Here is a 20,793-nt window from a genome sequence, read left to right as displayed (position 1 = left end):
TCAGGCACTCCGGGCAAGAGGATGGGAGGCGGTCGCGCGGACGATTTCCAGCGCATCGGCAAGGCGCATCTGCCGCCGCTCCGCATAGGCAAGCTTCAATGGAAAGTCGGTGCGGGCATGCGCACCGCGAGATTCCTGCCGCAGCGAGGCGAAGACTGCAATCAGCAGCGCGACGATCGCCGGATCGGCGGCCGCTCCCTCGCTCTCGACGAGCGGCAGCAGACTGGCGATCGCACCATGGATGGCGCCGGCATTTCTCAGAACGCCGAGATGCCGCGACACGATCGGCCGCACGGCGGAAATATCCGCCGGCACTGGCAGCTCCGCATCGGCGACCCGGTGAGGCGTTTCAGCGGAGGTTGCCGAGAGATCCTGCGCGGCCCGCATACCCAAAACGGCCGCTTCGAGCAGCGAGTTGCTGGCCAGCCGGTTGGCGCCGTGGAGACCGGTCGAGGCCGCCTCCCCGACCACCCAGAGGCCAGGGACGGAACTGCGGCCGTTTCCGTCCGTCGCCACACCACCCATGTGGTAATGAACGGCGGGACGAACCGGGATGAGGTCGGAATTGGGATCGACCCTTGCCTCCCGGCAGAGCGCATCGATTGCCGGGAACCGGCTGGAGAACCCGCTTCCGAGCGCCGGCCGGGCATCGAGAAAGACGCGCCCGCCGCGGGCGATCTCGGCGCTGATGGCACGTGCCACGATGTCCCGCGCGGCAAGTTCCGCGCCCGGTTCGCGGGCAAGAAAACGCTCGCCCTTTTCGTTGACGAGCACCGCGCCCTCGCCGCGTACCGCTTCACTCACCAGCGCCAGCGGCCGCCGAACGGAGTCGAGCGCAGTCGGGTGGAACTGCACGAATTCCATATCCGCCAGCATCGCGCCGGCACGCGCGGCGAGCATTATGCCCTGCCCGAAATTACCGGTCGGATTGGTGGTCGCGTCATAAAGCCCGCCGAGACCGCCGGTCGCGAGAACCACCCGCGAGGTCGGCAGGATGATCGCGCCCTTGCCCGCCGCGCAGAGCAGGCCGGAAACTGCGCCGTCCTCCATCAGAAGCCGCCGCACCTCGACACCGGCAAGCACCGTGATCGACGGCGTTGCGGAGACGGCCTCGACCAGAGCCCGGACGATTGCCGCACCCGAGCCGTCGCCCGCCACATGCACGATGCGGCGGCGCGAATGGGCAGCTTCGAGGCCGAGCGAGAGCGAGCCGTCGGCGGCCCGGTCGAAATGCACGCCGAGCCTTTCCAGCACGGCGATGGCATTCGGAGCTTGCCTCAGGATCGAAGCCGCCACAGCCGGATCGCAAAGTCCGTCGCCGGCTGCGAGCGTATCCGCCAGATGCAGGTCCGCGCTGTCGTCGGCCCCGAGGCTCGCGGCGATGCCGCCCTGCGCCCAGGCGCTGGAGGTCTCCGCACCTAGCGCAGCACGGGTGATCAGGGCGACGGGCTGCGGCGCCAAAGTCAGCGCCGTCACCAACCCCGCCAGACCGCTGCCGACGATCGCGACACGGCCGGCGAGATGGTCGAGGATATCGGTCATATGGCGAGCATCCTCTCGACTGCGCGGCGGGCGGCGACCGCGATCGACGGATCGACAGTCACCTCGTGCTGGTTCTCCTCAAGCGCCTTGCGGATGTTGGCGAGCGTGATGCGCTTCATGTGCGGGCAGAGATTGCAGGGCCGCACGAATTCCACATCCGGATGATGCACGGCGACATTGTCGCTCATCGAGCATTCCGTCAGAAGCACGACCCGGGCCGGCTTTTTCTGGCCGACATAATCGGACATCACGGCGGTCGAACCGGCAAAGTCGGCCTCGGCCACCACTTCCGGTGGGCATTCCGGATGCGCAAGTACCACGACGCCCGGATGTGCCTCGCGCAGATCGCGGACGTCCTGTGCATTGAACAGCTCATGCACCTCGCAATGGCCGTGCCAGGCGATGATCTCGACATTGGTTTCTCGCGCCACGTTCTGCGCCAGATATTCGTCCGGGATCATCAGCACTTTCGGAACGCCGAGCGATTCCACCACCTGCTTGGCATTGCCGGAGGTGCAGCAGATGTCAGACGCCGCCTTCACTGCCGCTGAGGTGTTCACATAGGTGATGATCGGCACGCCCGGATGCGCCTGCCGCAGCAGCGCGATGTCTTCCGGGGTGATGGAATCCGCCAGCGAACAGCCCGCCGCCATGTCCGGGATCAGCACCGTCTTGCTCGGATTGAGCAGTTTTGCCGTCTCCGCCATGAAGTGCACGCCGGCGAGCACGATGACATCCGCATCTACGTCGATCGCCTTGCGGGCGAGCGCCAGGCTGTCGCCGACGATATCCGCGACGCCATGGAAGATTTCCGGCGTCTGATAGTTGTGGGCGAGGATGACAGCGTTGCGGGTGCGCTTGAGCTCCAGGATCGCTGCGACATCCGCCTCGTAGCTCATCCATTCGGCCTTGGGGATGACGCGGCTGACACGATCGTAAAGCGAGGAAACCGAAAGCGGAGAATTCATCAACAGCTCCTTTTATACTCGAAGTGAGTATATCCGGCGCAAAGAGATATTCTCGATTCGAGTTTATGTCAATTGCGTGAAAGCGGAAGTTTTGAACCCGACAGCGCACGCTCTTCGAGGACAGCATGACGGTAGCGGAAGAGCTTGGCGGGCCGTCCGCCCGTCTCACTGGTCGCCTCGCCGGTTTCCTCGATCAGTTCCTGCTGGTCGATCAGCCGGCGGAAGTTCGGCTTGTGCAGGGTGAGGCCGGCAAGTGCTTCGACGGTGCGCTGCAATTGCGACAGCGTAAAACTCTCCGGCATCAATTCGAAGACGACCGGACGGTATTTGATCTTGGCGCGCAGCCGCGCGATCCCGGTCGCCAGGATACGGCGGTGATCGGCAAACATCGAACGGCCGAAACTTTTGGCCGGCGGGCAGCCCGCCTCGGTCACCAACCCCGCCTCGTACATCAGCTCATAGCGCTGCAGGCCGAGATCCTCGTTCCAGACGGCGCCATCAAGGCCGAAGGCGAAATCGACGCGGCGCTGGCGGTGCTCGCGGCGTGCTGGTTCCGAGGCGATCCAACCCTCAAGACGCCCGGTGATGTCGGCCAGAATATCCGGCCCACCCCTGCGATGATCTTCCCAGGGGAAATATTCGTACCAGCCGTGCCAGCCCGGTTTGCCGGCGCCGGGGGCGGCCTGTTCGCGGACGAGGCCGAGATAGCTGATCGAGATCGTCCGCCCCTCGGCATCCTCGTGGGTCCGGTCGCGGTCGGCGAAGGTATAGAGCTGTTCGAGATAACCGAGCGGATGGCCGGTCTGGTCCCTAACCCATTCCCGCAGCCCGGCCTGTAGGCTTCTGTGGCCGAGTTCGAAAGGCCCGGACGGCAGCGCATCTCCGGAACGAACCGTCATCACGCGCGGCTCGTCGCCGGTGACGGCCGAAAGAACCGCGATCAGTTCCGCATGAGCAAGTCCGATGGCCAAGAAAACTCCGGGGTCCGTAACGTTGAAAGCCTATCTGGCATGGAAATCACGTTACGCGAACCCCGGCGTTCAAATCAAACAATATCAGCGACTTGGCCTACCTGATTTCGACCGCGACGTCGGCGACAGGCGGCACGCTCTTGATCAGCCCCATTTCCTTCATGAAGGTGGCGAAACGCTGGTAGCGGCCCTGGTCGAGTGCGGCCGGGCGCTTGGCAAAACGCGGCAGCGTGTCGAAGAATGCGGTGCGATTGAGCTCGTCGTCGAGGTTCGGATAGGCCTTGACGAAAAGCTGCCAGGCTTCCTGCGGATGGTTGGTGATAAAGATCGACGCCTGCTCGACCGCGTGCAGGAAGCGCGGCAGGCGGCTGTCGGCGGCAGAATCGCGGCGGGTGACGAAGATTAGCTCGTCATAGGCCGGCACGCCATGCTCTTCCGGGAAAAACGCGCGGCCCGCATGGCCTTCCAGCTTCATCTGGGTCAACTCGAAATTGCGGAAGCCGCCGAGCGTCGCATCCACCTTGCCGCCGATCAGCGACGGCGACAGGGAGAAGTTGACGTTGATCAGTTCCACGTCGTCGTTGGAAAGCCCTTCCGAGGCCAGCATGCGCTTCAGCATGGCATCTTCGAAGCCGGTGACCGAGAAGCCGACCTTTTTGCCCTTCAGGTCCTTGAGGCTCTTGATCGGGCCGTCCGCCAGAACCATGACGGTGTTGAGCGGAGTTTCGACCAGCGTGCCGAACCGCACCAGCGGCAGGCCGGCTTCGTGGTCGAGATAGAGGTTGGGCTGGTAGTGGATACCGATATCCGCCTGGCCTGCCGAAACGAGGCGCGGCACCGCGGACGGATCGGACGGAGGGATGAGTTCAACATCGAGATTGGCATCGGCAAACAGCCCGCGCTGCTGGGCGATGACCATCGGCGCGTGATCCGGATTGACGAACCATTCGAGCAACACGCTGAGCTTGTCGGCCGCCTGCGTGGGTGCGGGCGCGGCCAAGCTGGCGAGCGCGATGACGGAGGCTGTGAGGATACGGATCATGATCGAACGGAACTCCTTGATGCGGATGAAGATGAAGGATCGGCTTCGCTGGCCCAGGGGGCGAGACCGGCCGTCAGCCGGTCGATGAGAAGCCTTAAAGTTAGGGTGAGGATGGCGAGTATGGTCATGGCCGCGAACACCGTATCGGTCTGCATGCGCGCATTGGCTTGGACCATCACGAAGCCGAGCCCGCCCGACGCGCCGACCCATTCGCCGACGACCGCGCCGAGCGGCGCCAGCGGCGCCGCGACCCTGAGGCCCGAGACGAGGCTCGGGATCGCCAGCGGCACGCGCATCGAGACCAGCGTCTGCCAGTGACTTGCCCCCTCCAGCGAAACGGCGTCGAGGATTTCCTGATCGGTGCGGCGAAGACCGTCGGCAAAGGCCGACGCGACCGGAAAGAAGATGATGATCGTCGTCATCGCCACTTTCGAGGCGAGACCGAAACCGAGCCAGAGAACCAGGATAGGCGCCAGCACGAAGACCGGGAAGGCCTGCAGGATCAGCACCATCGGCCAGACGAGACGGCCAAGCCGCGGCAGCGCCGCAACGCCGAAGGCGGTGGCGATCCCGATGCCAGCACCGATCACCAGCCCGAACACGATTTCCGTCAGCGTGACGAGACTGTTTTGCAGCAGGAAACCCGGCTGCCGCAGAAAGGCGGAAGCGACGGCAATGGGCGACGGCAGAATATAACGGGGTGGAGCGAACAGCCAGACGCCGGCCTGCCAGAGGGCGACAAGCAGGACGAGGCCGACGACCGCATGATACGCGCGCATGATGCTACGCGTCGGAACTGCACGCGACGGCTGAATATCCTCTTGGGACAACGGAAAGAATGAATGTCATCGGTCGATCTCCAGATCAAATCAATCACGGAGATCCAGGTGAAGCGGAGAAGAGAAAAATCGTCGGGTGACGCCTATTTCCGTTCCTACGCCGGCATGACCCGGATCAGGTTCAAGGGTCCGGCTCAGCGCCATCTCAGCATCGTCAGATGCTCCCCTCGGAATGTCGTTAACCTATGGAATAGAAAGGATTTTTTGTCAATGCCCGCAAGTCCAGGAAATTCGAAACATTCGTGCCACTGTACAAGAGTGCCATAGCAGTCAAAGGTAATTGCCTTCGGCGTCGGTCCAGCGAGAAACGGGATACTTGTGGCATAGGGCTTGCTTTCACCGAGACCGATTAATTTCTCCATTCGGTGCTGAACAACAGGTGACCCGAAAAAACGGTGAAGTCGCTATCATCTCTCACGTTCACTGTGATGACAGCCCCATTCTGATCTTCAAGTTCGTCCTTTGCGACATCGAACGCAATTTTCGCCACAGCGGCTCTTACAGCGTCGGCATTCGGAAGATCGGTCCCTTCGTCATCGCGCATGGGACCCTCGCCGTTGATGACATCGAAGAAATACTTGGCCATGATACTCCTCTACTTTGCTGTCGCTCCTATCGCTTGAATGGCCGTTTCGTTCCAAGAGGAAGTGAAACACTGCCTGCGGGTGTCTGGTAGACCACTCGCGCCGAACGTCCACGATAGGCGTCTCTCCTGCCGTGTCGTCAAGCTACAAGCTCATCGGCAGTACCTGGTCAGTGGACGCGACGTTCTAAGACCGGGACGTCATAGTTAATTGACAGAATCAACAAAAATCGGGCCATGGCTGGCGAGAGTGCTTCCATTCAATATCTTGGAGCGCCGCCTTGCTGAGGTCGCTTGGCACTCTACATTCGACGAACCAGGAGGAAAAATGGACGAAATTCTGACAACAAAAGCCGAAACAGGAATTCCAGGTCTGGACGACGTACTGGCCGGTGGCTTCACTCGACGTCACGTTTTCTTGCTGGAAGGATCACCCGGTACCGGTAAGACAACGATAGCCTTGCAGTTCCTTATAGAGGGCGCAAGGCTCAACGAACGGTGCCTTTATATCAGCCTGTCTGAGACGGATGAAGAGCTTCGGGATGCGGCGGCGTCCCATGACTTGGAAATCAGCGACAACATCGAAATATTTGAACTTGTCCCGCCCGAAAGTCTTCTCGACGCCGACCAGCAGCAAAGCCTGCTTTATTCTTCCGATCTTGAACTGGGCGAAACAACAAAGCTGATCTTCGAAGCGTTCGAGCGCGTGAAGCCTAACCGGGTAGTCATCGATAGCCTTTCCGAGATAAGGCTGCTCGCTCAAAGCTCCTTGAGATATCGGCGACAGATATTGGCTTTGAAGCATTATTTTTCCAGGTCAAACGCGACGGTTCTGCTGCTTGACGATATGACCGCCGACAACCTTGATAAAACCGTCCACAGCGTGGTGCACGGCGTGATTTATCTGGAGCAGCTCGCCCCGGACTATGGCTCCGAACGGAGACGGCTGCGCGTTATCAAATACCGTGGTCAATCTTTTCGGGGCGGGTTTCACGATTTTATCATTCAAAAAGGCGGCATAGCCGTTTTCCCTCGTCTACGGGCTGTCGAACATAAAACAGGTTTCGAGCGTACGACCCTATCAAGCGGCATTGAGGAGTTCGATGAACTACTTGGTGGCGGGATCGGGCGTGGATCGAGCACGCTTTTGATTGGTCCAGCCGGTACAGGGAAAAGCCTTTTTGCGCTACAGTTCGTCGACGCGGCAGTTAAGCGCGGCGAGAAGGCAGCCGTTTTCATCTTCGACGAAGAACTGGGTTTGCTATTTTCGAGGACGAAGGCGATGGGCCTCGATCTTGAGAGGTTGCGCGACCAAGGTTTGATGCATATCGAACAGCTTGATGCAGCCGAATTGTCGCCAGGCGAGTTCGCTCAGCGTGTGAGAAATAGGGTTGCCAGCTTTGACGCAAAGACGGTCGTAATCGACAGTATCAACGGCTACCAGGCATCCATGCCGGAAGAGAACGCGCTCATCCTGCACATGCATGAGTTGCTGCAATACTTGAACCGCCAGGGCGCGAACACATATCTGACTGTTGCCCAGCATGGTCTCGTTGGCGATATGAAGTCGCCTGTCGATGTGACCTACCTCGCGGACAGCGTTATCCTGTTGCGATATTTCGAGGCGTTGGGAAAGGTTCGTCGGGCCGTGTCCGTCATCAAGAAACGGACCGGCAGGCACGAGCATACCATCCGGGAATATCGTATTTCGGAAAATGGACTGACCTTGGGCGATCCGCTGACGGAATTCCAAGGTGTCCTTCGCGGTGTTCCGACCTTCGTAGGCGAAAGGCAGTCCGTCCTGCAAATCTTAGACAAGGATAGCAGCGATTCCCAATAGAGATGCATTCGGGCTGGTCTACGCTCCAAACGGGCGCGACGCGCAGATCGCTTTGTCCCTCCTTGGGGAAGCAGGTACAAACGCAAAGGCTGTCGGGGATTTGACATCTTTCGTCGCCAGCCTCAGTGATGATGTTGCGTTTGCCGTCGTCACTGAGGAAGCGCTACGGTCTGCGGATTTAAGGGCCGTATCAATCTGGATCGAAAAACAGCCTAGTTGGTCGGACTTGCCGTTCATTGTCCTCACATCCCGTGGAGGCGGACCGGAACGAAATCCTGCAGCAGCCCGGCTGTCCGAGGTTTTGGGCAACGTGAGCTTCGTCGAACGCCCCTTCCACGCGACAACCTTCATCAGTGTCGCCCGGTCAGCGTTAAGAGGACGACGGCGGCAATACGAGGCAAGGCTGAGGATGGAGGCCCTTGATGAGGGCGAGCGGCGTCTCCAGACGGCGCTCGAAGCCGGAAGGCTTGGTGCTTGGGAACTTGACCTGGCTACCGAAATTCTCACGACCTCGACGACCTGCAAGGCCATTTTCGGCCGTGGTGCAAACGAACCGTTCACGTACGCGGATTTGTTGTCTTCGATCCATCCTGATGACCAAGAACGCATGCAGGCGGCCGTCCGCGCGACGGTCGAAACGGGCGCTGATTATTCCATAGAATACAGAACTGTCTGGCGCGACGGCTCCACTCACTGGGCCGAAATTCGTGCCCAGCTCTATAAAGACCGCTCTGGAACAGCGGTTAAACTGGTGGGCGTGTCCGCCGACATCACCGCACGGATGCAAGCCGAAGAAAACCAGCGTCGGCTCAATGAAATATTGGAGCAGCGAGTTGCGGAGCGAACTCACGAGCTTCAGGAGGCCCATGCGAACGTGATGGCAGAGGTCAGCCAGCGTGAACGTGCTGAAGACCAGCTGCGGCAATCTCAAAAGATGGAAGCGATAGGCCAGCTGACAGGGGGGGTGGCACACGACTTTAATAACCTGCTGATGGCCGTGATGGGCAATCTCGAAATGCTGGAGAGGCATGTCGGCGACGACAGCCGGGCGAAACGCTTAATCGATGGAGCCTTGCAGGGGGCTAGACGCGGTGCGTCGCTGACCCAAAGGTTGCTTGCTTTCTCACGTCGACAGGACCTCAAGATTGAGCCGGTCGCTCTTCCTGGTCTGGTTCGTGGCATGGAAGATATGCTTCGACGGTCCGTTGGCTCGTCGATTCAAATTGAAGCCGACCTGCCCGAAAACCTTCCTTCCGTCTCGGCCGACGCCAATCAGGTCGAACTCGCTCTTTTAAATCTCGCGGTCAACGCGCGAGACGCAATGCCGGGCGGTGGCACCATTCGCATCCAGTTGAGGCAAGGCGACGTTCCATTCACGACCGACCAGCTTTCCGCAGGAAAATATGTTGTCATGTCTGTCGCAGACCAAGGCCATGGCATGGACGAGGAGACGCTCAAAAAAGCAGTGGAGCCGTTTTTCTCAACAAAAGAATTGGGTAAGGGGACAGGGCTTGGGCTTTCGATGATCCATGGTTTGGCCATACAGTTGAACGGTCACCTAAGCCTGACGAGTACCATCGGGATCGGAACGACTGCCGAACTATGGATTCCGGTTTCGGAGACGACGGCTGATACAGAGACACCCGAGCGCAAGACTGACACCCGTGCAGTTGCGGCTACTGGGCCAAAGCGAATACTGCTGGTCGACGATGATATTCTCATCGCCATGAGTTCCGTCGATATGTTGATGGACCTCGGCCACGACGTCGTGGAGGCGCACTCGGGCGAAGAGGCCCTCGAATGTTTGCGTGATGGTCCGGCGGTCGATCTCATGATCACCGACTATTCGATGCCTGGGATGAACGGCGGTGATCTCGTTAAAGCGGCACGGACTATATCACCGACACTCCCCGTTCTTATCGCATCGGGTTACGCAGAACTTCCGCCTGGCCTAGACCTTGATGTTCCTCGGTTAGGGAAGCCGTACACGCAAATTCAACTCGCGACCGAAATTGCAAAGGTTCTGAACGCTACGGTCGATTGAAGGTAACTTCTGTCCATGCGGCCGATGGTTGGCCGGAATCCGCGAGATCAGTCGAGAAGCAAAATTCCTGGAATCGCTGTTTAGCCGAATAGCATCATTTCCCGAGTGAAATAGACCTGGGCGATGAAACCGACATAGAGCTTATGTATCACGAGCTTGAACACGTTGTCCAATACCGGCAAAAGGGCGGGGTTGAACCCTTTCTCGCCGAATACATCGCGAATGCGTTTGGACAGATCATCGAGAAAAGAAGTGTCGATATCCACGATGACATTGAGATTGAGCAGTCTGCTATTTCGAAAGCAGCACTTGTGGTTCAACAGACGGCTGCCCGCATTCAACAGACGGCCGCCAAGGAATTTGCCTTCCAAAACAACTGCAATGAACCAATTCGACTAGCAATCGGCTATCAGGACACTGACAGCGACTGGCAATATGAAGGCTTCTGGAGAATTGAAAGCGGGAAAGAGATTCGCCCTTCCGATCAGGGCGAGCGATTGCGCTCCAGAAGTCTAGTCTACTATTTTTACGCAGAATCTATTGACGGAAACAAAAAGTGGTCCGGGAGCGAGTATAAAAATGTAGATGGCGACGGGCGCCGGCTAGGTTTCAAAAAGAAAAATGAAGACGCCAGCTCCGATACCCTGGGAACCAATTTGACCTGCAATTCATAAACTTAAAAACCGATATGGACAGCAAGGGCTCTCGTTTTTTTTGCGAGAGCCTAGCTTCAGCTAGGGCCCCGCCCTGCACGCACCGCAAGTCCCTTCCGCCCATCTTCACTGCGTTGCAGCCGGTTCCCCGCGAAGGGATTTGCAGCCTGCCACCCGCTGTTCGCCACGAGGCAGGATTGCATGGGAGCAATCCGCCTTCTATTTGCCTAGGGAAGATTGGTAATCCGCTCCGCAGCATACATTAGGCGTAGCGCGCGAGTCTTGTGACAGTCACGCGAGTTCAGTAAATTTACCTATCAGAGATGGTGGGACTGATGCCTAACGATAGTCCAGAAGGACATGAAGGACCGCAAGAATCCGAAATCAAGGGGCCGGGCGACGACCCGATGAAGCCCGCAAAAACGGGTGTTATTGCCGAGCTTGCAAAACATCCCCTGGTTGCCACCATCATTACCGGCATTTTTGTTGTCGCCGCTGCTGTTGCGGGTGCCGCCTACGGCTCTGCCACCGCGCCTGACGCATCCGTTGTGGCAATGTCGCGTATCAGTGCGCTGGAAACAGAGCTTCGGCTCCAGAAAGGCATGTTCGACCAGGCGATGATGGAACGGGCTGAACTTGAGGGCCGGAAACGCCTCCTTGAAGCCGAAAAACGGGCGGTACAAGGGGACGTGACACGGCTTCAGGCTGAATTGAAGATGCATGAGATGGTCGTTAGCACCTTCGAGATGGTCCCGTCCCAAACGGTTCCGTTGTATGGGGATACCTATTTTACCTTGGACAATCTGAAGGGAGGAATACCGACCTTTACCACCGGACTCGATGATGGGAGCAAAAAAACGATCGCACTCGCTTTGTCGGAGGGCATCAATGTTCGTGTGGGCGTACTCTTTTGCCAGTACCAACTAACCTCAATCAACGCACCAAAGTCAGTGAGTGTGGTGACGAAATGCCCGCCGAAGTATCACAATGAGCTATCAGACAAGATTTACTACGGGCGGTGAAAGCCCGCTCTCGTCAATATCTGAATCACCACCGCCCTCCACCATCGTTGCGCCGAACCAGCCGCCAACGCAGAACACGGCGGCGAGGGGTGAGCAGGCAGAGGGGTGAGCAGAGGACGTTCACGAACGTGATAAAGTCTGTCATGCCTCCTACTCCCCTTGTTTCTTAATATAGACGGTCACAGCCTCTAAGCCGTCATGGTCGAGCGTCTTCTTGGCTGGCTTTCCGTAGCATTCAGGACGTTTGCAAGCTGCTGCGAGGATGCCGTATTCCCTTGGCAATGGCCACGTTACCATCCGTGCGCCCGCCGCTCTTGCTGACTTATGGCTGTGTTTGATGCGAGCAGCGAAATCCGCGAGGCACCGCCGCGCAGGAGAAGTACCCCGGCTCGACGCAGACCATCTGCGGCAAATGCTGGAACGCCATGCCGCCGGAGTTCCGGCGCCGTAGGAAGACGCTGAAATCGCGTGATCGTCGGCTTGGCCGGATCCACAACAGGAGGGCATACCGGCGCCTGGAGCGCGAAGAGCAATGGGGGTATCGCAACCCGCTTAGACCGGGCCTGGGAAGCGCTGGACCTTTCCACCATCCACTATTTCACCGCGTCCGAGGCGCCGATCGGCATCGAGCACTTTTTGAACGAGAAAGGCCTCGTTTGTGTCTGAGCTGCGCGTGGTTAATTTCTTTAGTGATTTGCCGCTGTTGGATGTTCAATTTCCCTTGAGACAAGCATCGTGAGCGTCGGACGGTCAATACCGGTACCGCTCACACTCATTGGATGTGTAGCATACAAGTTGGCCGACCTTTTGCGATGAAGTATCGAAGATCTCGCCGGCCTCGTTATACAGAAACATAATGCCTTCGACGTTCAACTCGTATTGGGTAGGATCGCCTGGCAGCGCGGCCCTATGATTATCTTGTTTGTACTCCGGCCTATTCATACGGTCGTAGCTCCAATTCCTATAGCTCTCGTAGCCGTTGGCGAATTTTGGCCGGTTCTTGTTGAACATCACCGAGTAACAGGCAGCCGGGTCGAGAGCGCCCATTCCGCTTCTATCGGTCAGATTTTTGGCAAATCTGAACTGGACGCCGAAGAAAGCTGCTCTCCGACCTGGCACGTCAGGTACCTTTCCGGAGATAAAGTCTATCCACTTGGTTTTCCCATCATTTGTAGGGCAATTAGGATGCCCTACGTTGTGAAACGGCGCATATGCGGCTGAACTGCTGCCCGCTAGGGCTGCAAATGCAATGGCAGCTCCGACGACGGCCCTTCTGAGCATGATTTTAGCCTCCAACGATTCACACTCGTCCATATGACGGCTCGAAAGATTATCTCGGCCGCTCAAGGGGATTCACCTGCATAAAGATGTCGGGCCTATCATCTCGGGGTAAACCGGGCGGAGGTAGGACGGACTGCCGAGCCCTGTTGTCTCTTTCTATGTCGTTACGTCGCTCTTGAGATTTCCGCACTTTAGCATTCCAATCGGCATTAACCTTTGAGCCCTCTGCGATACTGGCGTCACGTTGCTGTTGAATGCGGTCAGCCTCCCTGTTTCCGGCCTCTACCGCAGAGTTTTCCTGATTTGATTTTTGTAATTGTTGAAGAAACTCGACTGGAAATTCGCGGCCCACATGAAGTACATCAAAGGTGGGCACATTTAATCCCACCGATTTGGCGACATCACGCACGAGCCCGACACAATTGTGATATACAACAGAATACTTTTTGGTATTCCAGTTTTTCATTACGAATTTTACTTTGGTTTCTTGCTCCGGTGTGATGTACGTTTTGAAGCGCTCGTCTTCACGCAAATCATCAATGGTATATTTTACGCTTCCGCTGCTGAGGACCATGTGCAAAACCTCAGCTGATGTTTTATCACCATGCTTCGGATAAAATCCGCCAACCCCATAGATCGCGGCCAGACCGTTATCATACTCTCTCCCGAGCAAGACGAACGTATGTCCCACACTTGACTGTTGCGGATCTAAACGTCCCCCGCGGGCCCGGAATTCGATGAAGGGTCGAGAGGAGACATTGTTATCGGGATAGAGGAGTTGAAGGTCATCAGCCCAACCGGCGGTCGGGCCGAACACCGAAATCAAAGTAATGCCTATTTTGTACCACACCGGGCTTAATCCTCGGACCCCAAGCAACCGTAGGATGCCGGCCAAACGGGGCATTCGCAACCCGACCAAAAGGATTATAGTAGAGGCGTCGTATCGGTCGGAATATACGAGCGTCCCCGCGAGGCGACTGCCGCGACCGACGACAAGACGCACCCGCGCCTCATCACTGACTATGAGGTGCTCCTCGAATTTCGGCCAGCGGGAGCTGGAATTTTCCGGGGTTAAGGCTCAGCCCGGCCATGGGGCCGGTGAGCCGTCCATGAGCGAAATCGGCACCTTGTTGCCGATGGCGCTATGTGGCCGGAATTCGTTATAGTCTCTACGCCAATCCTCCATCTTCGACCGCGCGTCGTCAGGGCTCAAGAACCAGTGAGCGTTCAGGCACTCGGCGCGGAACTTGCCATTGAAGCTTTCGATGTAGCTGTTGTCGGTCGGCTTGCCAGGCCGCGAGAAGTCGAGGACAACACCCTTGTGGTAGGCCCACAGGTCGAGGTCGCGCGAGACGAATTCGCTGCCATTGTCGACACGAATGGAGACCGGGTAACCGACCTGCCGGCACACCCGCTCAAGGGTCTGAACCACGTCCTCGCCTCGGTAGCTGAAGTGCGCATCGACTGCCGGCGAGAAACGCGAGAACGTATCGACCACTGTCAGTACCCTAATCTTGCGGCCCGTTGCCAATTGGTCATGAACGAAATCCATCGCCCAGACATGGTTGGAATGGGTCGCCTCCGTGCGGTCGGCCCGCAGCTTCGCCTTGACGCGTCGCTTTGGAACCTTGTTGCGGAGCTGGAGGTCCATCTCCTTGTAAAGGCGATCGATTCGCTTCGGATTCACGGGCCATCCGTCGCGCCTGAGCAGGACGTGGACACGACGATAACCGTTGGTTTTCAGTATGCCTGTCAAGCGGGCCGGCCCGTCATCGTTTCCGATTCACCGTGCGTACAGACGGTCGAGACGAACCACCCTGCCCACCAGCACCAGCGCAATGACCGTGAAGACGATCAGCACGGCCGAGATGGCATGCGCGGTCGGCTCCAGGCTGAAGGTGGATTCAGCGTAGATGCGGACCGGCAGCGTCGTCAGGCGGGCGGTGGTGAGGAAGCTCGTCACGGTCACCTCGCCGAAACTCAGGAGGAAACCGACGATGCCGGCCGCAAACAGTCCCGGCGCTAGGCCCGGCATGATGATCAGGAAGAACCGCCGCGCCGGGCTTGCCCCCAGGCTCGCCGCCGCCTCTTCCTGCGCCCGGTCGAGCCCCATGACCGAGGTGGTCAGCAGCGTGATCGCAAAGGGCAGGATGACGATCACGTGGATCGCCACGAGACCGAGGAAGGGCGGGATGATCAGGTAGATCTGCAGCAGCCTGAGCATGCCGACGCCGATCGCCACATGCGGCAGCGACATCGGCAGCAGCCAGAAGGTCAGAAGCGCCGAGCGGCCCTTGAACGGGTAGCGGGCGAGCGCAAACGCCGCCGGCAACGAGAGCGCCAGCGCCACCAGCATCGAGGTGACGGCAAGCCGCACCGACACCCAGAAGGCATCCGCATAGGTCCCGGCGAAGAACACCGCCTCGTACCATTTCAGCGTGAAGCCGCGGAAACCGGACGCGGTCGCCTGCGGCACGTCGTTGAAACTCTGGATGCAGACGAGCACCAGCGGCAGAAGCAGGAGCAGCAGCGAGGTGGCAAGCAGCAGGTTCGAAACGATCGGCCCGAGAATGTCGATGACCGGCACGACCCAGCGCGGAATGCTCCACGGATTGCTGGGCTTGCCCTTCAGCCACGGCATGAGGCGGTTGAGGAGATAGGCGCAGAGCGCCGCAAACGCGAGACCGGTCACGGTCATGATGATCGCAAGTGCTGCGGCAAGCGGCGCGTTGAGGTTCTTGATCGCCTCCTGCAGCACCAGCATGCCCGTGGTCCAGACCTTCTTGCCGCCGAGCAGCGAGGCGGACACATAGGCCGTGGTCGCCATCAGGAAAACGATGACGGTGCCGGAGCGCAGGCCGGGCAGCGAAAGCGGCAGGTCCACCGTGAGGAACCGGACCGCGGGCGACGCGCCGAGGCTCTGGGCGGCCTCATGCACGCGCGGCGAAGTGTTCTGCAGGTTGTCGTAAAGCGCCAGCACCATGAATGGCAGGAAGACCTGCGCCAGCGCGACGGCGACCGCGCCATGGGTGAACAGCATGTATCTCGCCGGCGGGATGCCGATGAGGCCGGTGACCGAATTGATCAGCCCTTCCGGTGCCAGCAGCAGGATGATGCCGAGTGAGCGCACCACCACATTGGTGAGCAGCGGAATGAGGATGACGGCGAATGCGGCCGCGCGGTATTTCACCGGCATCCGGGCCAGCCAGTGGGCGAGCGGATAACCGAGAAGCGCCGTGATGACGGTAACACCGAGGCCGAGCAGGATGGTTTCGGAGACGACGCCGAAATAGAAGCCGTCCGATGCGATGTCCCGAAACTGCGCGATCGACGGCGCGATGAACAGCGGGCCGAAAGGATCGGGATACTCGTGCAGGGAGAGCACGAGTACCACGAACATCGGCGCCGCGAAGGATAGAAGCAGCCAAAGGGTGACCGGCGCTGCAAGCGCCGGCCCGATCCAACGGTTCATCCCGCGATCTCCCGATCGTATTTCGCCTGCCACTTGGCGCGGCTGGCATTGATCACGTCCCAATCGAAATCGACGAGCTTGGCGACATCGGCATCGCCGAGGACCAGCTTCGGCTTGAGGTCGTCCGGGACCGTGATGTTGCTGACGGTCGGCGAATAGTAGATCTGGCGTGCATAGGCGAGCATGCAGGGCTCGGAGAGATGCAGGTTGATCCACTCTTCGGCGAGCTTCTGGTTCTTCGTGCCTTCGGTAATGCAGGCAACGTTCATCGAAAGCGCCTGGCCTTCGACCGGGGTGGCGATCGCAATATTGGGGTTGCGCGATTCCACATAGGATTGCGTGAAGCTGCCGAATTCGACCGAAAGATCGGCGAGCTTCTGGTCGAACATTTCGAAAAGCTGCGCCTGGCTGCCCTGGATCGCCGCAAACGGCTTCAGTTCCTTGACCTTTTCGAAGGCGATGTCGGCGTTCTTTTCATCGCCACCCCAGACGCGGGCAGCCATCATCAGCGCGGAGATGCCTTCGGCGCCGAGACCGTCCGGCCAGGCGATGCGGCCCTTCCATTCCGGGTTCCACATGTCTTTCCACGAGGTGATCGGCTTCGACGCCTTGGTCTTGTCATAGACGATCGTGCAGGGGTTGAAGGCAACGCCGTAACCGCCCTTGCGCGCGCTCGGATAAAGAGCCTCGAAGTTCTTGACGGCCGGCGTCGGCGCCTGGGTAACACCGTCCTTCACGGCCTGCCGGCTTTCGAAGATGTTGAGGTAGAGAACGTCGAAGCTCGGGCGGCCGCGCTCGGCATAGGCGCGGGCGCGGCGATCGCCGGTCCCGCCGAGAACATAGCTGATCTTGCAGCCGTATTTCTCGACCAGCGGTTTCTCGACATGTTCCTTGACGATCTTTTCCTGCGCCCCGCCCCAGATGCCGACGACGAGTTCGTCGCCCTTCTTGGGCTCCTGCGCGGAGGCGGGACGGATGATGTGGAACGGCGCGGCAAGGCCGGCACCGGCAATCAGCTTATTGAATGTACGACGCGAGAGAGTCATTTCTTGGTTCCCCTTTTTCGGTCAGATGAATGTGGCGCCACCCGGCTGGGTCTGGATGCTGCACGGCGTCCCGAGGGGCGGAGGCGGCATATCCGAAGGCACGATCAGGCGGATCGTGCCGCATGCGGATTGGATATCGGCTTCATAGGTGTCGCCGAGGAAAGCTGCGTTGACGAGTGTGCCGGAGACATGCAGCGGCCCCGGCCCGTCTGAGAGCCTGAGGCGCGAGGCGCGCAGGACGAGGCGAGTTGCATTCGCCGGTGCGCCTTCGCAGGTGAGGCCCGCCGCGGTGAACACGCCGTTCTCTGTCCTCCCCTCGATCACCGTGCGGGCGCCGAGGAAAGATGCGGTGAACGGCGAATGCGGCCGGTCGCAGAGCGCAACCGGCGTGCCGATCTCGGCGAGCAGGCCCTTGTTCATCACCGCCACGCGATCCGACATGGCAAGCGCTTCCTGCTGGTCATGGGTGACGAACACCGTGGTGATGCCAAGCCGCTGTTGCAGCGTGCGGATTTCGGTGCGCATGTCGGCGCGCAGATGGGCGTCGAGATTGGACAGCGGCTCGTCGAGGAGCAGCACGTCCGGCTCGATCACCAGCGCGCGGGCAAGCGCCACGCGCTGCTGCTGGCCGCCGGAAAGCTGGCCCGGATAGCGATCGTAATAGGCGCCGAGCCCGACCGTATCGAGTGCGGCGGCGGCGCGCGCCCGGCATTCCGCCTTGCCTACATGGCGCATGCGCAGCCCGAAGCCGACATTGTCGAGCGCGGTCAGATGCGGAAACAGCGCGTAGGACTGGAAGACGACGCCGATATTGCGGGTATGCACCGGGCGCCTGCTGATATCCTCGCCGTTGAGGATGATGCGCCCTTCCGATGGCTGCACGAAGCCGGCGATCATCCGCAGCGTCGTCGTCTTGCCGCAGCCGGACGGCCCGAGCAGCGACAGAAGCTCCCCTTTGGCGACCTCGATCGTGAGGCCGCTGACGGCGACGGAATCGCCGTAGGTGGCGGTGATGTTGTCGAGCGTCAGGTAGTGCTTATGCGACATTGTCGGGAGCCTCGGGCATGATCAGGCGGGAACGGGTCGTCCCGCCATGGCAGATGGAAATGGTGATGGGTCGGCGGGCCATCTCGGGCACGGAAGCGAACGGGCCGTCGCCGGGATGAACTTCGAAGACGGGCGCACCGGCGCCCTGCAGCGAAAGCCGCAAGGCAAAACCTTCCGAAACGGTGACGCAGACCGGGCGCAGGCTGACGCGCACCGAAATTCGCCCACCGCCTGCGAGGCGCGCATAACCGGTGCTGAGCACCCTCGCCTCTCCCGATGGGCCAACGAGCGATAGCGTCGCGCAGAGATCGAAACCTTCGGACAGCGCCTCGACCTCGATCTCGGCCAAAGCCTCGCCGATATAGGATTTCGCCGCTTCGAAGGGTGCGCTGGTATAGACGGCGACATCGGCGCGGTTATCGTGGCCGCTGCGGTCGGCAAAACCAGCCGGGGTGCCTAGATGACCGCCGACGAGCGGCGTCGGGCGGGTGGGATCGTGGACGAAGGTGTCGCGGGCTTCCGCGCCGTTCTCCAGCAGAAGGCTGCCGTCGCTCACCATGGCAGCGCCGAGACCCGACGAGGAGAGGAAGAAACTGGCGTCCTCCGCTTCTGGCCGGTTGTCCAAACTAAGCCAGCGCTGCCGCCCCATGTCGAAGAGCCTCACGGGTTGCGGCCGCTCGCCAAAACCCTTGAGATAGAAATCGAAGAAGGCGAGCTGCGCGCGGTCGATCGAGAATTCCGCATCCGGCCCCATGTCCGTGGCACCACCTGCGCGATTCCAGGGCGCATGCGCCCAGGGACCGATGATCAGATGGGTGCTGTCTCGATGCTTTGCCCTGAATACAGCATCGGCAGCCCATGTGCCCTGAAGCAGGAAGTCGGCCCAGCCGCCGGTATGGAGAACCGGGATGTCCAGCGGATCATCGGCCAGCAGCACGCCGGGCGATACCGCGTCCCAATACTCCTTATCGTCCACCACCCACTTGGCGAGATGCGATATGTCGGGCCGCGAGACAAGCAGGTCCCGAAGGGCCGCATCGTCCCCGGCGGCGCCGATCTCCGCATAGGTCCTGGCATCCTCGCGCCGCGCCGCCGTCAGCCGCGCCATCTGCGCCGCCCAACCGGCGTTGAGCCCGAGCCGGAAGGCATTGCCCTCATAGGCCCAGTCGTCGCGCGGCATCCAGGAGCCCATGGAGGGCGCGATCGCATCCGGCCGCACGCTCCCCTTGCCGGCTACGGCAAAATATTGTGTCACCGCCTGGTAACTGAAGCCGTAGAGGCCGAGTTTGCCGTTGCTTCCCGGCAATGCGACCGCCCATTCGAGCGTGCGCGCACCATCGGCCATCTCGCTGACAAAGGCCTCGAAGATACCGCCGGAATCGCCGCAGCCGCGCACATCCTGGATGATCACGATGTAGCCATGCGCGGCGTACCAGGAGGGATGCGCGAGCACCAATGTCGAGGCGATGGCACGTCCATAGGGCTGGCGCATCAGCAGCACCGGGAACCTGCCCTCCCCCTGAGGACGATAGATATCCGACACCAACACGACACCGTCATCGAGCAGAAGCTCGCCCCTTTCGGGACCGGCAACGCCGTATGGTGCGCGGGGTGTCGTCAACTGATCAGCCCCTGTACATGGTTTTCGAGGTGATCCGGTCGAGCGGGAAATCCAGGACTTCCTTGATTAGCTTCAGGAGGTTGGCGGCGCTGCGCTCGACATAGAGCCGGCCGCGCTCGGCATCGCCGGCGGCCGCATTGCCGCAGGCGCCGGAGGGCTGTACGTCCTGGGTCTGCCAGCCGTAACCGATCCGGCCTTCCGGCATCAGCAACCCGCCAGCCGCTTCGAGCTCGACGGAGACCGGCACGAAATCCTCGGCATATTGCATATCGATCAGTTCGCGATGCAGATGCAACATCACACTCGTTTCCGCCTCGCCGCCATGGATGCCGTGCTTCATCTCGTGGGCGCTGAACAGATCCGAGAAATCGGCACCGGCGCTCGCCCAGGCGCTGACGGCGAACATGTCGAGCTTGATGCGCAGCTCGCGGCAAACGATGTCCATCACCTGCGGCTGGCCGCCATGCGAATTGACGAAGATGATCTTGCGGCAGCCGGCGCGGTTGACGCTCTCGCCGAGCTCGAACCACATCTTGGCGAGCGTGTCGTAGTTGAAGGTCAGCGTGCCCGGATAGGCGGTATGCTCGACCGACTTGCCGACCGGCATCATCGGCAGTACCAGCACCGGCAGGTCGTTTTCCATCAGTTCGACGGTGCGGGCAACGACGCCGGCATTGATCGCGGCATCGACGCGCACCGGCAGATGCGGCCCGTGCTGCTCGACGGCGGCGATCGGCAGGATCGCCACGAACTTCTCCATCTCGAATTCGGAGAAATCCCGTGCCGTATGATCCCACCACCAATGCGATTTCAGTTTCATGG

18 protein-coding genes, 1 pseudogene and 1 riboswitch are annotated in these 20,793 nt (G+C 60.0%); of the genes and pseudogenes, 5 read left to right on the top strand and 14 right to left on the bottom strand.

The annotated features are described in order from the left end of the window. The 6 genes from PMI07_RS24825 to PMI07_RS24800 form a co-directional block, all read right to left on the bottom strand. On the bottom strand, window positions 1-1,542 hold the full coding sequence (locus PMI07_RS24825) for an L-aspartate oxidase (protein WP_007772729.1): 1,542 nt from the start codon (window positions 1,540-1,542) through the stop codon (window positions 1-3). Beyond that, a complete protein-coding gene (nadA, locus tag PMI07_RS24820) occupies window positions 1,539-2,510 on the bottom strand; it encodes a quinolinate synthase NadA (protein ID WP_007772727.1) in 972 nt (323 codons plus the stop codon). Before nadA ends, PMI07_RS24825 begins: the two co-directional genes overlap by 4 nt. Window positions 2,511-2,578: 68 nt before the next feature. Then, window positions 2,579-3,481, bottom strand: a complete 903-nt coding sequence (locus PMI07_RS24815) for a membrane protein (RefSeq protein ID WP_007772720.1) — start codon at window positions 3,479-3,481, stop codon at window positions 2,579-2,581. 97 nt (window positions 3,482-3,578) lie between these two features. After that, window positions 3,579-4,523: an ABC transporter substrate-binding protein gene (locus PMI07_RS24810; protein ID WP_007772719.1), complete on the bottom strand. Its 945-nt coding sequence runs from the start codon at window positions 4,521-4,523 to the stop codon at window positions 3,579-3,581. Beyond that, window positions 4,520-5,302, bottom strand: coding sequence for an ABC transporter permease (locus tag PMI07_RS24805; RefSeq protein WP_024164119.1), 783 nt, complete (start codon window positions 5,300-5,302; stop codon window positions 4,520-4,522). Before PMI07_RS24805 ends, PMI07_RS24810 begins: the two co-directional genes overlap by 4 nt. 135 nt (window positions 5,303-5,437) lie before the next feature. Next, window positions 5,438-5,540, bottom strand: a riboswitch (TPP riboswitch). A gap of 171 nt (window positions 5,541-5,711) precedes the next feature. Further along, complete coding sequence (locus tag PMI07_RS24800; RefSeq protein WP_007760264.1) at window positions 5,712-5,948, bottom strand: hypothetical protein; 237 nt, start codon at window positions 5,946-5,948, stop codon at window positions 5,712-5,714. Between the two features lie 325 nt (window positions 5,949-6,273). On the opposite strand from PMI07_RS24800, the gene PMI07_RS24795 reads away from it, so the two are divergent. The 5 genes from PMI07_RS24795 to PMI07_RS24775 all read left to right on the top strand — a co-directional run bounded on the left by PMI07_RS24795 (window position 6,274) and on the right by PMI07_RS24775 (window position 12,170). After that, entirely contained in the window at window positions 6,274-7,785 is a 1,512-nt protein-coding gene (locus tag PMI07_RS24795) for an ATPase domain-containing protein (protein WP_007760261.1), read from the top strand. Continuing rightward, on the top strand, window positions 7,766-9,829 hold the full coding sequence (locus PMI07_RS24790; protein ID WP_037088188.1) for a hybrid sensor histidine kinase/response regulator: 2,064 nt from the start codon (window positions 7,766-7,768) through the stop codon (window positions 9,827-9,829). The genes PMI07_RS24795 and PMI07_RS24790 overlap by 20 nt, the downstream gene beginning before the upstream one ends. 143 nt (window positions 9,830-9,972) lie before the next feature. Continuing rightward, window positions 9,973-10,503 (top strand): DUF1036 domain-containing protein, encoded by a 531-nt coding sequence (locus PMI07_RS34525; protein ID WP_081760941.1) that lies wholly within the window; start codon window positions 9,973-9,975, stop codon window positions 10,501-10,503. 314 nt (window positions 10,504-10,817) lie between these two features. After that, a complete protein-coding gene (locus PMI07_RS24780; RefSeq protein ID WP_007760243.1) occupies window positions 10,818-11,504 on the top strand; it encodes a hypothetical protein in 687 nt (228 codons plus the stop codon). A 468-nt stretch (window positions 11,505-11,972) separates the two neighbouring features. After that, window positions 11,973-12,170, top strand: a complete 198-nt coding sequence (locus PMI07_RS24775; protein ID WP_007760241.1) for a hypothetical protein — start codon at window positions 11,973-11,975, stop codon at window positions 12,168-12,170. An 84-nt stretch (window positions 12,171-12,254) separates the two neighbouring features. On the opposite strand, the gene PMI07_RS24770 is transcribed toward PMI07_RS24775, so the two are convergent. From PMI07_RS24770 to PMI07_RS24735, 8 genes and pseudogenes are all read right to left on the bottom strand, one after another. After that, complete coding sequence (locus PMI07_RS24770) at window positions 12,255-12,785, bottom strand: hypothetical protein (protein WP_007760239.1); 531 nt, start codon at window positions 12,783-12,785, stop codon at window positions 12,255-12,257. Window positions 12,786-12,834: 49 nt separating this feature from the next. Next, window positions 12,835-13,635, bottom strand: a complete 801-nt coding sequence (locus PMI07_RS24765; RefSeq protein ID WP_155956635.1) for a hypothetical protein — start codon at window positions 13,633-13,635, stop codon at window positions 12,835-12,837. Between the two features lie 228 nt (window positions 13,636-13,863). Further along, a pseudogene (locus PMI07_RS24760) lies at window positions 13,864-14,517 on the bottom strand (IS3 family transposase); the annotation flags it as partial. Window positions 14,518-14,568: 51 nt separating this feature from the next. Then, window positions 14,569-16,257: an ABC transporter permease subunit gene (locus PMI07_RS24755; RefSeq protein WP_007760233.1), complete on the bottom strand. Its 1,689-nt coding sequence runs from the start codon at window positions 16,255-16,257 to the stop codon at window positions 14,569-14,571. After that, window positions 16,254-17,303, bottom strand: a complete 1,050-nt coding sequence (locus PMI07_RS24750) for an extracellular solute-binding protein (RefSeq protein WP_007760231.1) — start codon at window positions 17,301-17,303, stop codon at window positions 16,254-16,256. Before PMI07_RS24750 ends, PMI07_RS24755 begins: the two co-directional genes overlap by 4 nt. Window positions 17,304-17,324: 21 nt before the next feature. Continuing rightward, window positions 17,325-18,350: an ABC transporter ATP-binding protein gene (locus PMI07_RS24745; protein ID WP_007760228.1), complete on the bottom strand. Its 1,026-nt coding sequence runs from the start codon at window positions 18,348-18,350 to the stop codon at window positions 17,325-17,327. After that, window positions 18,340-19,971 carry a CocE/NonD family hydrolase gene (locus PMI07_RS24740; protein WP_007760226.1) on the bottom strand — a complete coding sequence of 544 codons (1,632 nt, stop codon included), beginning with the start codon at window positions 19,969-19,971 and terminating at the stop codon, window positions 18,340-18,342. The genes PMI07_RS24745 and PMI07_RS24740 overlap by 11 nt, the downstream gene beginning before the upstream one ends. 4 nt (window positions 19,972-19,975) lie before the next feature. Then, window positions 19,976-20,791, bottom strand: coding sequence for a creatininase family protein (locus tag PMI07_RS24735; protein WP_007760224.1), 816 nt, complete (start codon window positions 20,789-20,791; stop codon window positions 19,976-19,978). Between the last annotated feature and the right edge of the window lie 2 nt (window positions 20,792-20,793).

Origin of the sequence: Rhizobium sp. CF080, from assembly GCF_000282095.2 — a bacterium.
In the GTDB taxonomy this organism is placed as follows: domain Bacteria; phylum Pseudomonadota; class Alphaproteobacteria; order Rhizobiales; family Rhizobiaceae; genus Neorhizobium.
This window is presented reverse-complemented; position numbering and strand designations above follow the sequence as displayed.

What these genes read in the sequence shown, in the direction of transcription:
- PMI07_RS24825 (WP_007772729.1), bottom strand. Translation starts at nt 1,542, where the DNA reads ATGACCGATATCCTCGACCATCTCGCCGGCCGTGTCGCGATCGTCGGC.
- PMI07_RS24795 (WP_007760261.1), top strand. Translation starts at nt 6,274, where the DNA reads ATGGACGAAATTCTGACAACAAAAGCCGAAACAGGAATTCCAGGTCTG.
- PMI07_RS34525 (WP_081760941.1), top strand. Translation starts at nt 9,973, where the DNA reads ATGTATCACGAGCTTGAACACGTTGTCCAATACCGGCAAAAGGGCGGG.
- PMI07_RS24800 (WP_007760264.1), bottom strand. Translation starts at nt 5,948, where the DNA reads ATGGCCAAGTATTTCTTCGATGTCATCAACGGCGAGGGTCCCATGCGC.
- PMI07_RS24735 (WP_007760224.1), bottom strand. Translation starts at nt 20,791, where the DNA reads ATGAAACTGAAATCGCATTGGTGGTGGGATCATACGGCACGGGATTTC.
- PMI07_RS24755 (WP_007760233.1), bottom strand. Translation starts at nt 16,257, where the DNA reads ATGAACCGTTGGATCGGGCCGGCGCTTGCAGCGCCGGTCACCCTTTGG.
- nadA (WP_007772727.1), bottom strand. Translation starts at nt 2,510, where the DNA reads ATGAATTCTCCGCTTTCGGTTTCCTCGCTTTACGATCGTGTCAGCCGC.
- PMI07_RS24750 (WP_007760231.1), bottom strand. Translation starts at nt 17,303, where the DNA reads ATGACTCTCTCGCGTCGTACATTCAATAAGCTGATTGCCGGTGCCGGC.
- PMI07_RS24780 (WP_007760243.1), top strand. Translation starts at nt 10,818, where the DNA reads ATGCCTAACGATAGTCCAGAAGGACATGAAGGACCGCAAGAATCCGAA.
- PMI07_RS24810 (WP_007772719.1), bottom strand. Translation starts at nt 4,523, where the DNA reads ATGATCCGTATCCTCACAGCCTCCGTCATCGCGCTCGCCAGCTTGGCC.
- PMI07_RS24770 (WP_007760239.1), bottom strand. Translation starts at nt 12,785, where the DNA reads ATGCTCAGAAGGGCCGTCGTCGGAGCTGCCATTGCATTTGCAGCCCTA.
- PMI07_RS24805 (WP_024164119.1), bottom strand. Translation starts at nt 5,302, where the DNA reads ATGCGCGCGTATCATGCGGTCGTCGGCCTCGTCCTGCTTGTCGCCCTC.
- PMI07_RS24745 (WP_007760228.1), bottom strand. Translation starts at nt 18,350, where the DNA reads ATGTCGCATAAGCACTACCTGACGCTCGACAACATCACCGCCACCTAC.